This window comes from Microcoleus sp. K4-B3, from assembly GCF_036704615.1.
In the GTDB taxonomy this organism is placed as follows: domain Bacteria; phylum Cyanobacteriota; class Cyanobacteriia; order Cyanobacteriales; family Microcoleaceae; genus Microcoleus.
Genome location: NZ_JAUBSF010000033.1, coordinates 25584 through 40260 on the forward strand (window position 1 = coordinate 25584; position 14677 = coordinate 40260).

Annotated in this window: 13 protein-coding genes; 3 read left to right on the forward strand and 10 right to left on the reverse strand. The window is 47.0% G+C overall.

All coding sequences use genetic code 11. The features are described from left to right. Nucleotides 1-3 precede the first annotated feature (3 nt). Nucleotides 4-510: a hypothetical protein gene (locus QUA78_RS15985; RefSeq protein WP_333300603.1), complete on the reverse strand. Its 507-nt coding sequence runs from the start codon at nucleotides 508-510 to the stop codon at nucleotides 4-6. Between the two features lie 321 nt (nucleotides 511-831). Between QUA78_RS15985 and QUA78_RS15990 the strand changes: the two genes are divergently transcribed. Further along, the gene (locus QUA78_RS15990) at nucleotides 832-2091 is read left to right on the forward strand and encodes an MFS transporter (RefSeq protein ID WP_333300601.1); all 1260 of its coding nucleotides are present in this window, start codon (nucleotides 832-834) and stop codon (nucleotides 2089-2091) included. 112 nt (nucleotides 2092-2203) lie between these two features. Here QUA78_RS15990 and hisIE read toward each other — a convergent pair whose 3' ends face one another. Continuing rightward, entirely contained in the window at nucleotides 2204-2854 is a 651-nt protein-coding gene (gene hisIE, locus QUA78_RS15995) for a bifunctional phosphoribosyl-AMP cyclohydrolase/phosphoribosyl-ATP diphosphatase HisIE (protein WP_333300600.1), read from the reverse strand. A 331-nt stretch (nucleotides 2855-3185) separates the two neighbouring features. Here hisIE and hemL point away from each other — a divergent pair, with 331 nt between their 5' ends. Continuing rightward, entirely contained in the window at nucleotides 3186-4484 is a 1299-nt protein-coding gene (hemL, locus tag QUA78_RS16000) for a glutamate-1-semialdehyde 2,1-aminomutase (protein WP_333300598.1), read from the forward strand. 397 nt (nucleotides 4485-4881) lie between these two features. On the opposite strand, the gene QUA78_RS16005 is transcribed toward hemL, so the two are convergent. The 7 genes from QUA78_RS16005 to QUA78_RS16035 all read right to left on the reverse strand — a co-directional run bounded on the left by QUA78_RS16005 (nucleotide 4882) and on the right by QUA78_RS16035 (nucleotide 11372). Then, complete coding sequence (locus QUA78_RS16005; protein ID WP_333300596.1) at nucleotides 4882-5922, reverse strand: tetratricopeptide repeat protein; 1041 nt, start codon at nucleotides 5920-5922, stop codon at nucleotides 4882-4884. Between the two features lie 446 nt (nucleotides 5923-6368). Continuing rightward, nucleotides 6369-7142 (reverse strand): BMC domain-containing protein, encoded by a 774-nt coding sequence (locus QUA78_RS16010; RefSeq protein WP_333300595.1) that lies wholly within the window; start codon nucleotides 7140-7142, stop codon nucleotides 6369-6371. 204 nt (nucleotides 7143-7346) lie between these two features. After that, on the reverse strand, nucleotides 7347-8012 hold the full coding sequence (locus QUA78_RS16015; protein WP_333300593.1) for a carbon dioxide concentrating mechanism protein: 666 nt from the start codon (nucleotides 8010-8012) through the stop codon (nucleotides 7347-7349). A 289-nt stretch (nucleotides 8013-8301) separates the two neighbouring features. Next, nucleotides 8302-9939 carry a ribulose bisphosphate carboxylase small subunit gene (locus tag QUA78_RS16020; protein ID WP_333300591.1) on the reverse strand — a complete coding sequence of 546 codons (1638 nt, stop codon included), beginning with the start codon at nucleotides 9937-9939 and terminating at the stop codon, nucleotides 8302-8304. 118 nt (nucleotides 9940-10057) lie between these two features. Beyond that, nucleotides 10058-10363, reverse strand: coding sequence for a EutN/CcmL family microcompartment protein (locus tag QUA78_RS16025; RefSeq protein ID WP_172186882.1), 306 nt, complete (start codon nucleotides 10361-10363; stop codon nucleotides 10058-10060). Nucleotides 10364-10622: 259 nt separating this feature from the next. Then, a complete protein-coding gene (locus tag QUA78_RS16030) occupies nucleotides 10623-10964 on the reverse strand; it encodes a carbon dioxide-concentrating mechanism protein CcmK (RefSeq protein ID WP_006635058.1) in 342 nt (113 codons plus the stop codon). Nucleotides 10965-11060: 96 nt separating this feature from the next. Then, nucleotides 11061-11372 carry a carbon dioxide-concentrating mechanism protein CcmK gene (locus QUA78_RS16035; protein WP_006635059.1) on the reverse strand — a complete coding sequence of 104 codons (312 nt, stop codon included), beginning with the start codon at nucleotides 11370-11372 and terminating at the stop codon, nucleotides 11061-11063. 626 nt (nucleotides 11373-11998) lie between these two features. Here QUA78_RS16035 and QUA78_RS16040 point away from each other — a divergent pair. Continuing rightward, nucleotides 11999-13873, forward strand: a complete 1875-nt coding sequence (locus tag QUA78_RS16040; RefSeq protein ID WP_333300589.1) for an NAD(P)H-quinone oxidoreductase subunit F — start codon at nucleotides 11999-12001, stop codon at nucleotides 13871-13873. Between the two features lie 145 nt (nucleotides 13874-14018). Here the strand turns inward: QUA78_RS16040 and QUA78_RS16045 are convergent, their stop codons facing one another. Continuing rightward, the gene (locus QUA78_RS16045) at nucleotides 14019-14630 is read right to left on the reverse strand and encodes a Uma2 family endonuclease (protein WP_333300588.1); all 612 of its coding nucleotides are present in this window, start codon (nucleotides 14628-14630) and stop codon (nucleotides 14019-14021) included. Nucleotides 14631-14677: the final 47 nt, after the last annotated feature.

Consider the following 14677-nt stretch of genomic DNA (forward strand, 5'->3'; position numbering starts at 1 on the left):
TGATTAAACTTGGTTTTGGTAGCACAAGCCGAGCAGCGTACCGGCGACAGCCAACTTCAGCGCTTCCAAGCCAAAATAGCCTTGGTGCAGTAGATTCATCCCGGTCGGCACTTCTGCTGCGGAATCGAACAGATTTAGCTGCATTCCCAAGGCGCTCATTTGGGGCGTCAGGGCGTAGGTGTCAATCAGGGCGATCGCCAGAAGTACCAATGATAATAAGATTGCTGTGCGGCTGCGCTTGCCGAAGTCACCGACTAAATTGCTCAAAACCATCAAACCCGTTGTCACCAGGCCCGAACAGATTAACTCAACGCGGTTGAATCCCCAGAACATTAAATTTCCGGCCGTTGCAAACTCGGGAGATGTCATCATGCCAGATACGTAGAGACTGGGCATAATTACTAGATCCAAAATCAGGCTAACGCTGACCCAGAAAATTAAGGCGACCATAACAATTGCTTGCCAGCGGGGTCTGATTGATTCCACTCTTGATGTTGTAATAGCTGTCATATAATTAGACCCTCTAAAATTTTCTTCTGCCTTTTCTAGAGTTTAACTAACTTTTTTATAAAATCGTGTTAAGTATTTTTAAATTAATGGTAACTTTTGTGTAACAGAGCCTGAAGAATTGTTAAGCTCACTTATGTTTGTCATCACCTGCGTTAACTAATACTAATTCGGAAAAAGTACGGAATAAATTAATAATTACTCACAGAACTTACGCACTGCGACCAAAGACACCGGGTTTTTGACCGTGATTAAAGGCTATAACGTATGTTCATAAAAAAAACGGGTTTCTGCGTCCAGGACTAACTCCTAATTTAAATGTATATGCCTAAATTTCAATTATCCTCTTGGTTTCCCCGTCTCCCCCCTCAAGTCTGGATTCTTGCCGCTGGCAGATTCCTCTCCCAAAGCGGCACCGGTTTTACTTTATTTTACGCGCCCATATTTTTTGTCGATCGCGTCGGTTTATCTGCTACTGCTGTTGGGATTGGTTTGGGTAGCGGTTCAGTTTCGGGAATATTGGGCAGAATTTTGGGCGGTTCTTTTTGCGATTCCCAATTTTGGGGAAGGCGGCGAACTTTATTGCTGGCGGCAATTATTGCTGCTGTGGCTTCTTTTGTACTGGCGGCTGCTAATGATTTTGCTGGTTTAGTTGCGGGCAATTTACTGATGGGTTTGGGCGTGGGTTTGTATTGGCCTCCAACCGAGACGATGGTGGCGGATTTAACCGAGGGCGAACAGCGACAGGAAGCTTTTGCTTTGACGCGGCTGGCTGATAATTTAGGTTTGCAAGTTGGGATTATTTTGGGGGGTTTATTGATTGAGGTAACGGGTAATTATCGATCGCTCTTTATTATTGATGGTATCTCGTTTTTAGTGCTATTTGCGGTAGTTGCGATCGCGATCGCCGAAACCTACAAACCAGCTAATTCAGCGGATAGAGGCAGCAAAAATCTGGAAAATGGCTGGATGGTGGCGCTGAGCGATCGAAGTCTTCTAGTTTATGCTTTAGTAAATACTCTTTTCACTCTATATATTTCCCAAATCCAAACCACAATGCCACTGTACTTTAGCAAGTTTGTCGCGGTGGGGGCGGCAAAAGGTTTTTCAACAGGTACAATTACCGTTTTGTTTGCTTTTAGCACGTTTTTAACTGTGGCTTTGCAACTGCCAGTTGTTAAAGCTTTGAGGCCGTTTTCCCATCCAAAAGCTTTGATGATTTCTGCGCTGCTATGGGGAATGGGATTTATTGCGATCGGCTTGACCGGAATGGCTGCAACTGGCAATCTATTGTTAGCTGTTTTAGGCTTGAGTTTTTTGTCGGTGGCGACTGTTGCTTATACGCCTTTTGCTTCGGCTTTGGTGGTGGATTTAGCGCCGGAGTCTTTGCGGGGCGTGTATTTGGCGGTTAATTCTCAGTGTTGGGCGATCGGCTATTTAATCGGGCCGCCGCTGGGCGGTTTGGCTTTGGATAGAGGTAAATGGGCGGCGGATAATTTTTGGTTGGGTTTGGCTTTGAGTGTGGGCGCGGCTATTTTTATTTTGCAAAAGCTCGATCGAATGTTAAAAAATAGCAGTCATTAGTTATTAGTCATTAGTCATTAGTCAGCAGTCATTAGTCATTTGTTGCTGCTACCAATGCCCAATGCCCAATGCCCAATGCCCAATGCCCAATGCCCAATAACCAATAACTAATTTATTTTCGCCGATCGCCCAATTTGCGGTAAACTGCTCTCAAATCAACTTGATGGTGAGCCAAAGCAACCAAAGCGTGATAAAATAAATCCGCAACTTCTCCAGCGATCGCCTCTTTGTCGTCATCTTTGCAAGCCATCACAACTTCCGCCGACTCTTCGCCAATTTTCTTGAGAATCTTGTTGTCGCCGCCCTCAAACAACTTGCAAGTATAAGAACTTTCGTTAGGATGGTCGCGCCGATCGCAAATTACTGCAAATAATTGAGATAACATATCACCTGGCGGCGGTGAAATTTCCCCATCAACTTGGTGAAAACAACTTCTTTCTCCCGTGTGACAAGCAATATCTCCGACTTGTTCGACTGTCACCAGCAAAGCATCACTATCGCAGTCGTAACGCAGCCCTTTGACATTTTGAACGTGTCCCGAAGTCGCGCCTTTGGGCCACAATTCGGAACGAGAACGACTCCAGAACCAAGTTTGCCCGGTAGAAAGCGTTTTTTGCAGCGACTCCCGACTCATCCAGGCCATCATTAACACCGTACCGTCCAAATAATCTTGGACGATCGCCGGTACCAAACCTCGATCGTCGTAACGAATCTTTTCAATTGGAATCGATCGGCTCAAACTCGATAAATCAGTAGTAGACATAATTTTATTTCAACTTGGTAATATAGATTAACGCTTTCCTGTCGCAGATTTTTTTTAATTAACCGCAGAGAAGGTAGAGGACGCAGAGGAAGAGAAGAGAGGAGATTGAGGAAGTGATGGACAAATTGTCAAGAAGTATTTTACAAAATATTACACTTTAGGGCGATCGGTGCTAGTGCCACAAAGCGCGAAAAACCCAAGGTGCTATTGCTACTCATTGGTTTGTACCCTAAAATCTATTAACATAGTTTCCTTGAATCGACCTAACCATTATCCTGAAGTCGCTATAAAAGTATCCTACCAACAACAGACGTTCACTAAGGAGAAAACATTGGTTTCCACAACCTTGAAAACCACCAAATCAGAAGAAATTTTTGCCGCTGCCCAGAAGTTGATGCCAGGTGGCGTCAGTTCCCCCGTCCGCGCCTTCAAATCTGTAGGCGGACAGCCTATCGTCTTTGACAGGGTAAAAGGAGCTTACATTTGGGATGTTGACGAAAACCAATACATCGACTACGTAGGCACTTGGGGCCCGGCTATCTGCGGCCACGCCCACCCAGAAGTCATCAAAGCCCTTCGCGAATCCTTAGAAAAAGGTACGAGTTTCGGCGCACCGTCGCTGTTGGAAAACGTGCTCGCGGAAATGGTCATCGATGCGGTTCCCAGCATTGAAATGGTGCGATTTGTCAACTCGGGCACCGAAGCCTGTATGGCCGTTTTGCGGCTGATGCGAGCTTTCACCGGACGCGATAAACTGATTAAATTTGAAGGCTGCTATCACGGGCACGCCGATATGTTCTTGGTAAAAGCAGGTTCCGGCGTGGCAACTTTGGGCCTTCCAGACTCCCCGGGCGTTCCGAAATCCGTTACCGCCAACACCCTCAACGCTCCCTACAATGACTTGGAAGCAGTAAAAGCTTTATTTGCCGAAAATCCGGGCGAGATAGCAGGCGTAATTCTCGAACCAGTTGTGGGCAATGCCGGTTTTATTACCCCGGATGCAGGTTTTCTCGAAGGCTTGCGGGAAATTACCAAAGATAACGGTGCTTTGTTAGTTTTTGATGAAGTAATGACCGGCTTCCGCATCGCCTACGGCGGCGCCCAAGAAAAATTCGGCGTTACCCCGGATTTGACAACTTTGGGTAAAGTTATTGGCGGCGGTTTGCCGGTGGGAGCTTACGGCGGACGGCGCGATATTATGGCAATGGTTGCTCCTGCTGGCCCGATGTATCAAGCGGGTACGCTGTCGGGAAATCCTTTGGCGATGACTGCTGGGATTAAGACTTTGGAATTGCTGCAAAAGCCCGGCACTTACGAACAGTTGGATAAGATTACCAAAAAACTGTCCGACGGATTGCTAAAAATTGCTAAGGAAGCCGGACACGCGGCTTGCGGCGGGCAAATTAGCGGGATGTTTGGCTTGTTTTTTGCGGCGGGCCCGGTTCACAATTACGATGATGCGAAGAAGGCGGATTTGACGAAGTTCAGCCGCTTTCACCGGGGAATGTTGGAGCACGGAATTTATCTTGCTCCTTCGCAGTTTGAGGCGGGATTTACTTCTTTGGCTCATACTGAGGAAGATGTCGATCGAACTTTGGCTGCCGCTCGCGAAGTGATGGCAAGTATTTAATCTGTGTAGTAAGGACGTTCGTCCTTAAAACTCAGGAATAAATGATTGAAGTCCTTGCTGTTTTTTTGGCAGTAAGGACTTTAATTTTTAACTGCTACCCAATCCGCGTTAAAAACCTCTCGATCGGGGCTTGCGCATGGGGCTAGAAACCCGGTTTCTACTAGATTTTGCGACGACACACGAGAAATACACGAAGAAACCGGGTTTCTGAGGTATTGTTTTTTTCCGATGACCTACTTAATGACTAATGACTAATGACTGCTGAGTTATGAGACTTAAATTGCATACATTCCCTCTCCTATCTTGAAATGGCTCTGCGTTCCATATGCCGTTTCCCTGTCGCTAAAAAATTTATGCAATAAGCCTAATGGCTACTGACTACTGACTACTGACTAATTCAATTATTGATAAATTCACCTTCACAGATAATCGAGTCTCTGGTGTCCAAATCTTCTTGATTCCAGATTGAGTTTAATGCTGCCGAACTTAAGGAAGTTGACATCGTATTTAATGTTGTGTTGTAGTATTCTACAGCATTATTAAGTTCCACCTGCGGCGCTTCTTTGAAGTAAGAATTAATATCAGGCGTGCACCGCTGGGCTTGGTAGTATACATAAGCTTCTGCATTAATGCACATTACTAGGTAAAAATCCTTATTTGCTGCCGTCACATCTCCGAGTTTATACAGCGCTAAACCCCGGTTGAGATAAGCTTTAACATAGTTCGGATCGAGTTCCACTGCTTTGTCAAAGTCTTCAATTGCAAGCTGCATTTGTTTTAATTTATAGCGAACGCAACCTCTGTTATAATACGCATAAACATTTTGTGGATCGATGCCCAGTGCAGTGTTGTAATCGGCTATCGCCTGCGTATTGTCTCCTAATTGGTGATAACAGAGACCGCGATTTATGTAAGCTTTGATATATTTAGGATTCAACCGCAGCGTTTCGTTAAAGTTCTCCGTTGCGGCCTCTTTTTCTCCCAAAAGGTAGTAAGCGCGCCCCCGGTTGTAATAGGTTTTGTAATTGTGGGAATTGATAGAGAGAGCTCGATTGTAGTCTTCTATTGCTTCTTCGTAATGTCCTAAATTAGCAAGTACGAGTCCTCGGTTGTTGTAGATAGCGTGGTTGCCAGGCTTACTTGCTAAAGCGCAGTTGAGATCGTCAATGGCTTTTTCGTGTTCTCCGAGATGGCGCCAAGCATTGCCTCGATTCAGGTAAGCCTCAAACAAATTAGGATTGATATCTAGCGCTTGGCTGAGGTCTGCGATCGCTTTCTCGTAGTCTTTCATGTAATAGTAGACTAAGCCGCGATTGTTATAGGCTTTGGCATCGGCAGGGTTGAGTTGCAGGATGCGATCGAAATCGTCGATCGCCGCTTCATAGTTTCCTTTCTTGGCGCTGTGCAAACCGCGCTTGTAAAATTGTTTGAGGTTCATAGGTCAACTTTCAGGAGTGCTTGATTCTGGGGGTTGATTCCTTTGCTGCCAGTTTTGAGTTGAACAACTGTTAAACTTCTCTTTTTTTGCCATCCGTTATTAGATTACCCTCAAATTGATTGTAGGCTATCTACCGGAAACAGGATTTTAGGTTCATTTTAACAGCAGTTAAATCCTGTGGAAAGAGTCTGCACCTCGGCTGGATTTACTTCGTCAGTTCCATTGTTTAGGCGATAGACTCGATCTTAAAAGTCTAGTTTTAGTTGGTGTTCTGTGTCTCTTGATGCGGCTGCGATCGGCTCGATCGCCAAATTAAGTTTGAGACAGCTACTCAGTATAAATTGTTGCACCCACTCCCACCGAGTAAACTTTATATTTTTTTGAGAAACTTCGTCTCAGTATTTGCAGCAGCACGTCTCTACAAAATTTTGTTGCCTAATTACCAATTACCGATTGATTTCTTCTTCCACATAAACAGTCAATTTCTCCAAATCTGGAAGTTCGATCAATTCTTGTTCCTTTTCCTTAACCGACACGGGCATCATCACAGGTTTACGCTGCTCGATCCAGCAACTCGCCAGCGGTAAAGTTTGTTCCAAATCTTCCAAAGGCCTCGGAATTACCATCACCGCGTTCAACTCGCCAATTCGCTCCGCTTCGTACATCCCGGCTTCTACAGCGACTGCTACATCTGCAACTGCACCGCGAATAATTGCCGTGCACAAACCGGCGCCGATTTTCTCGTAAGCTGCCAAGTGTACGTCTGCGGATTTGAGCATAGCATCGCAAGCACCGACCATTGCCGGAAATCCCCGGGTTTCGAGCAAACCGATCGCCTGATTGCTAAGCCGAGAATAACTGCCACTTTCCGAAAGCTCAGTCAGGCGAAAGCCGATCGGCAAAACCACTTCCAAATTAGCCAAAGGTCTAGCAATCACCAACTTAGAAACAAACTGCCCGAACTGTTCGGCTGTTTGAGCTCCAGCTTCCACAGCCAAACGCACGTCGGAAATTCTGCCGCGGACGATCGCCGTACAGTGACCGGAACCAATTTTTTCGTATCCTACCAAAATCACCCCTGCCGACTTCAGCATCATGTCAGCAGTCCCCACAATTGCCGGAAAACTCTTGGTCGATACCAAACCCAAAGCAGTATCTTTGAAGTATTCCTGGCGCTGCGATCGCTCTTCGTGACTGTTACGATCTGTTTGTCCGTCCATCTTCTATTACCTTTAGAAACTTCCCAAAATAAAAATTTGTTGATAGTTTTAGTTTCTCAGATGAGAAGACAGACTGCACGAGCTACAAGACACTGAGTGCTGCTGCAAAGCCTGACAAATTGCTGAGCTACCAATAATATGAGATTACCTATTTATATTTGATCTTTCTGCCTTCAGCATAGCTGCCTTTTGCCGAAATGACGGCTACCCGGAACCGCCCGATAAAGTTTGACCGTTTTCCTCCGATCGATTAAAAGCTTGCCGGTGCGGAAACAGCGTCCCCAACAGCCGATTGATGTGAGCTTGACCGTAGAGAATAGTTGGCGTCTCCCCTGGTTGGGGCGGCTCTGCGGCTGTGGATTCCGGGGGATCAGGGGCAGTCTCCGGCGCAGTTTGAGGCGGTGTTTGGGCGGGTTCCGGCGGCTCGAGCGGCTCGAGCGGTCGATCTACTGGTGGCGTAGTGGCTTCGGGGGTTTCTGGTGATTTTGGCGCTGCTGCAGTTGCTTCTGCGGCGACTTGGCGGCTGGTATCTCCGATTAGAGAACCTGCTGGTATAATTTGCATTTTGTCGATAAAAGGATCGATCAGTGTCGTCCCCGCCCCAATACAGGCATTTGCCCCGATCGTTCCCGCACCTACCACCAGCACCCCTGCACCCAGAATAACGCCCGCCCCGATTTCCAGAGTACCTTCACGGGCGTGAAGGATAACTCCCATGCCGATACACGCACCGGCGGCGATCGAGATCCGGCTGCCCGAATCTGCTTGCAGGATTGCTCCAGGGGCGATCGCCGCACCCTCATTCACAACTACATCGCCACTCATCAAAATCTGAGAGTTGCTACTTAATTGCAGTGGCGATAAATACATTCAACTTCACCATGAAAGGAGCTATTTTTTTAGATAAAAGGACTTTAAATTATGGGTGTTCTCGACTGATAAATTTAATCATGTCAATCTAAGAAACGATAATTTACTAATACTGAGAAGCTTGATGCTTTAACGTTTTATAGAAACTTTCAGAAGATTCTAGATTTTGACCAACATTTCTCAATCGAGCTTTTTAACTATCTCAACTCCAACTTCAATCCGCTTGGGTTTCTCCCGCGGGCCCCAGCGCCAGGGCTTAACGGGAGAAACAGGCTAATTACCAGGCTAATTAAGGTCGTTGGATAATTTCTTCGAGCACCCGGCGCTTGGCCTTGGAGTCGATGCCAAGCAAGCGGACGTACTCGCCGCTATGTTCTTTGAGACAGCTTTCGAGGGCAGAAACCACTTCGGCTTCGCGGTTGGATGTGATTGAGGCGCAACTGCTCCAAGAACCGGTGCGGAAACGGCGCGCGTCGGCGTGTTCCGTGCCAATTTTGTAGCCTTGGGAGAGCAGGTTGCGGATTTGGTCGATCGTCTTGCCGGTCAACATTCCGCTGCTCGCCGAACCAGTCGAAGCTGCTTTGTATCCCGATGTTGCTCCCGGCTTAGCCGATTGAGCAACTGGGCCGTCGGGACGCTGAATAATTTCTTCAACAACGCGCCGCTTAGCTTTCGGGTCAATCCCGATCAAGCGCACGTACTCGCCCGGGTACTGATTCATCACAGATTCCAAAGCGGCGATCGCCTCAGATTCGTTTTTCACTTGCAGCGAAGGCCCGCTTTGCCAAGAACTGGTGCGGAAGCGGCGTGCGTCGGCGTGTTCCGTCCCCACCTTGTAGCCTTGAGCTAGCAAGCCGCGAACCTGAGCCACTGTTTCGGCACTCAATTTTCCGCTTGACACGGAACCGCTATTGTGGTATGAAGCTTGTTGTGCAACTTTACCGTTAGATTGGTGAGTTTTCGCACCGTTAGAACCGTTAGAGCCGTTGTCTCCCGGTCTTTGGACGATTTCTTCTAGTACGCGGCGCTTGGCTTTGGTGTCAATTCCGATCAAGCGGACGTATTCTCCTTGGTGCTGGGCCATGCAAGCTGACAGAGCCGCGATTACTTCTGAGTCGCGCTTTGAGGAAATTGGGCCGCAAGTGCGCCAAGAACCGGTACGGAAGTGTCGCGCGTCGGCGTGTTCGGCTCCCACACTGTATCCTTGGGCTAGTAAATTGCGGATGCTATCGGCTAGAGAAGAACTCAATTGGGTGCCGGCATGGGTAGAATATTTGGTTTGAGTCATATTTGGGTTTTTAGTTTGCTCGTTGCGAATTGGTGCTAGACAGGCGATGTTCTCAGCGCAGCGATAACCCGTTCTCAGAGCGTCATTGATGCCGATGACATGGGTCGCAAATTGAACGTCAGAATCTAGAACGTCAGGCAAGCGATCGGCTTGCTTCTGATTAGTGATGATGGCTCCCGAAGGTACGTACTTACCGGGGGGAATCTCCACATCTTTAATTAGTACGTGCATCATGACAATGCAGCCGTTGCCCACTCTGGCATTGAACACCGTAGAGCGAAAGCCGATAAAGCACTCGTCGCCCACGTAGGCAGGGCCGTGAATTAAACTCATGTGGGTGAGGGAAGTATTTTTCCCCACCCACACAGAATAGGACTTGTCGTCATCTCCTGTGACTCGGCCTTGTTCTAGGCCGTGAATCACTACTCCGTCTTGAATGTTGCTTCCTTCTCCAATATAAAAAGGAGTGCCTTCATCGGCGCGGATAGATGTCCCGGGGGCAATCATCACATTAGAACCGATATGCACATCTCCAATAATGTTAGAAAAGGAATGTACGAAGGCGGTGTCGTGAATTTTGGGCTCAGCCAAGTTTTTCGACCAAGGCGTCGGGGGAGCCGCAACGTTGCGGACTGCCATAAATTAAGTTCTCCTAAGCTGAAAAATCTTTTTGTTAGTTGTTAGTTGTTAGTTGTTAGTTGTTAGTTGTTAGTTGTTAGTTATTCTTCCACTAACTGCTAACTGCTAACGGTTGCAACTAGCGGTACGGGTCGTCTTTTTTACTGTAAATGAGGCGATTTTCTACATTGACAGTATCTATAATGCCTACTACCAGAGCATCGATCGGACGGTTTTCGCTTCCGGGCGCGATCCGGGCTGCGCTGCCTCGGGTCACTAAAACCCATTCATCGATACCAGCGCCCACACAGTCAGCGGCTACCTCATATCCGGGAACTGGGGAACCTTCCTCATCGATGAATTGCAGCAGTAGAAATTTCGATCCTCTCAGTGTCGGCTCTTTTTGGGTACTGACAACTGTGCCGAGAACTTTGGCCATTTGCATTTTAGGTAATAGGTAATAGGTAATTGGTAACTGTCATTTTTACACTGTCACTTGTCTTTTTTTTAATTAGCTTTACTCAGTCCGCTGTCCGCCGTTTAGAGTTCTTCGTCTAGTAACTAATGAATGACTAATGACTAATGACTAATAACCAATATCCCATGCCCTCCTCAATTAAAAATTAAAAATGCTAAATCAAAAACATCGCGATTTTTAATTTTTAATTTTTAATTACCTAAGGCCCCTTTGCCGATCGCCTATCTTACGATCTGTTGAGAGGGCGAATGCCGCTCACGCCTTCGCGGAACTGTTCTACAGCTTCGGTGTAGCGAATCGGCAGCACGTACTCCAAGTTTTCGTGAGGGCGGGCGATAATGTGGGTGGACATCACTTGTCCGCCGTTAACGCGCTTCACTGACTCTACTCCAGCGGCGACGGAAGCTTGCACTTCCGAGACATCTCCTCTGACAATGACTGTAACGCGAGCGCTACCGATTTTTTCGTAGCCTACCAAGGTGACGCGGGCTGCTTTGACCATCGCGTCAGCAGCTTCTACAACTGCGGGGAAGCCTAAGGTTTCGATCATGCCAACTGCAATTGCCATTGGTTTTACTCCTGATTCAATATTTGGGGAACTAAACAGTTAATTTTTGACCATCGCACTAATTTTCGTCAAACGAAATTTGTGTGCGCAAAGAACTTAGTAGCCTCGGAACTGTTCTACTGCTTCTGTATACCGAATCGGCAGAACGTATTCTAGGTTTTCGTGGGGGCGAGCGATAATGTGGGTAGAGACGACTTCTCCGCCGTTCACCCGCTTGACGGATTCCACTCCGGCGGCCACTGAGGCTTGGACTTCCGAGACGTTGCCGCGCACAATTACGGTGACGCGGGCGCTGCCGATTTTTTCATAGCCCACGAGGGTAACGCGGGCAGCTTTGACCATAGCATCGGCAGCTTCCACAACAGCGGGAAAACCTTTTGTCTCAATCATTCCCACGGCAATTGACATTTTTGAATCTCCTAGAGGATTAGTGAAATTACCGTTACAAATCTTTGAGAAATCTAAAAATTTGGACGGGGAGGCCCACATTATTTAGTAATGCAGTGTAAAGCTTCCTATCCTTTAAGAATAGGGGAAGCTGTCCACCTTGACAATATAAACTAACATCATAATGTTTAATAACAAAAATTAAAATTTTTTATGTTACTTCAAATAATTTAATATTTATTTAATAAAGTTAATATAAAGACGAGTAGATGCCGACAGAGATCGGGGATTAGAGTAAGTAACAATACTTATAAAGTAGAGTTCGGTATGTGAAGCCGGGGCTGAGCATTGCCGGGAAACTTGGGGATTTCAAAAAGGGGGATCGCGGGGAAATCGGCAAAAAAGGCAGTCTTGGCCCATCGGCAGGCATTTTTTTCTTTGAGTGCCGAGCCTGCTCAGTCGGTAATTTTGTATTGAGAAAATTCTCAGTTTTGATGCTTTAATGTATAGTTAATCTTGTTGAGTGCAAATTATTTTGCCAGAACTATACGATCGGCTTTAGTTAAAGTTTTAGGGTATCGCACGATCGCCCGCGACTGTTTTTGTATAAACGCAGCCGGTAATTTGAAGTTTAAGGGATAGATTAAATGACTCAATTTCTCCTCCAAGCCTGTTGGTGGGTACCTTTATATGGCTTAATAGGCGCAATTTTAACTTTGCCGTGGTCTACGGGAACCGTTCGCAGAACAGGGCCGAGACCGGCGGCTTACTTCAATTTGCTGATGAGTGTGTTGGCTTTCATACACGGGTCAGTTATTTTTACAGCGACTTGGGATCAACCGCCCCAACAGTTGCTCGTGCATTGGGTGCAAGCAGCAGATTTAGATTTGTCTTTTGCAATAGAAATCTCCACGGTCAGCGTCGGAGCAATGGAGTTAGTTACAGTTCTGAGTTTGCTAGCACAAATTTACGCTCTTGGCTACATGGAAAAAGACTGGGCGCTAGCTCGATTTTTTGGGCTGCTCGGTTTTTTTGAAGCGGCAATTAGCGGCATTGCGATTAGCGACTCGCTGCTTCTAACTTACGCTTTGTTGGAAATGCTGACGCTTTCAACTTACTTGCTAGTCGGGTTTTGGTACGCTCAACCGCTGGTAGTAACAGCGGCTAGAGATGCTTTTTTAACAAAGCGTGTAGGAGACGTGCCGCTGCTGATGGGAGTAGTGACGCTTTCAACTTTAGCGGGAAGTTTGAATTTTTCCGATTTGGAAAAATGGGCGGAAACTGCAACTTTGTCTCCCGTAGTGGCGACTCTTTTAGGTTTGGCTTTAATTGCCGCACCTACGGCAAAATGCGCTCAATTTCCATTCCATTTGTGGCTCGACGAGGCGATGGAAGGGCCCAACCCGGCTTCGATTATGCGGAATACGGTAGTTGTGGGCGCTGGATCTTATGTTTTGATTAAACTTCAGCCTGTTTTAGCGCTGTCGCCGATCGCAGATGCGGTGCTGGTGGTTTTGGGTGCGGTGACTGCTGTTGGCGCTTCCTTGGTGGCGATCGCCCAAATCGACATCAAAAGAGCACTTTCGCATTCTACCAGCGCTTCTTTGGGTTTGGTGTTTATCGCCGTGGGGCTAAATCAAGTTGACATTGCTTTGCTGTTGCTGTTCGCGCACTCGATCGCCAAGGGCTTATTATTCATGAGCATAGGGTCAGTTATTGCCACAACTAACACTCAAGATTTAACAGAAATGGGTGGGTTGTGGTCGAAGATGCCTGCCACGACTACCGCTTATTTAGTAGGCGCTGCGGGGATGGTGGCGCTGTTGCCTATGGGCAACTTTTGGACGATGCGGCGCTGGCTCAACGGTTTTTGGACCCTGCCTTTGTGGCTGGTAATTGTGTTGTTTTTGGTTAATGGTTTGACGGCGCTAAATTTAACTCGCATATTCGGTTTAGTGTTTGCTGGAAAACCGCAGCCCAAAACTCGCAGAGCTCCAGAAGTCGGTTGGCAGATGGCTTTGCCGATGGTAATTTTGACCGTAATGGGGCTGTTGGTGCCTTGGATGTTGCAGCAGTGGCAACTGTTAATTAGTTGGACTGGGCCTTGGGCGGAAACGGGGGATTTTGATACTTTAAATTTGCTGTTGAAGACTCTGGATATTCCGCTGTTAATGTTATCTGGGTTGATTGGGGTTGCGGTTGGGGTTGCGATTTATTGGTACGGGGTGTTACCTCGACCGGTACGGCTGCCGATTCCGGCGTTACAGGATTTGTTGGCTTACGATTTTTATATCGATCGAGTTTACCGCGTGACAGTCGTTTGGGCTGTGGCTTCAATTTCTAAAATCAGCGCTTGGACGGACAAGTATGTGGTGGACGGGGCGGTGAATTTGTTTGGTTTTGCAACAATTTTCAGCGGCGAAGGGTTGAAGTACAGCGGCACCGGTCAGTCGCAGTTTTATGTGTTGACTATTGCGTCGGGGGTTGCTGTGTTGTTGGCGTTGATTATTTGGCAGTTTTAAACCGTAGAGGTCGGCAGATGAATTTATTCTGGGTTTGTCTGCTTTTGATCTAATTTTATTCCATTTTAAACCGCAGATGAGGGCAGGTGAACGCAGATGAAAGCCGATGATTTTATTCTGGGTTTGTCTGCTTTTTTATCTAGTTTTACTCAAACTCGATCGGCCACAATTCGGCAACCGGAACTTCCCAACCGGCTAAAAGTTCGGGAATTGAAATCATGTCGCCGTCTCTCAATACAACTGGCTCGGCTGTCGGAGTGTAAATTGTTACTGTGCGCTTGTCCGGGTCGATTAATATTCCTACTTGGGTTCCGAGTTCGATGAATGATAAAATTTTTTCTCTGAGGGGTTTGAGGCGCTCGGACTGAGATTTGATTTCTACAACTAAGTCGGGAACGAGTTCGGCAAAATACCTTTTACTTTGCTTGAGGCGATCGGCTACCACAAACGAAACGTCCGGTGCTGTAAGATTTGAATTGGGGAGAATAAACCCGCCGCTGGACTCGAAAACTCGTCCGAGTTTGCGGGGTTTGACCCAGTTACGCAAAAGACTGCCAAACTCAAGTCCAATTTCGCTCGATACAATGTCTGATGGGCCCATAACGATAATCTTCCCGTCTACCAGTTCGAGTTGGTAGTCTAGATGTGCTTCCGAGAGTATACCTTGCAGTTCTTCCAAGTCGGCAACGGTGAGGCGGGTGGAAGGAGAACCTGATTTAATTTGCAAATCTTCTCGATCTGTAAGACTTGAGGTCATAGGAGGATTCCAGAGACATTTGAATCTATGTTAACAAGAAAATCAGC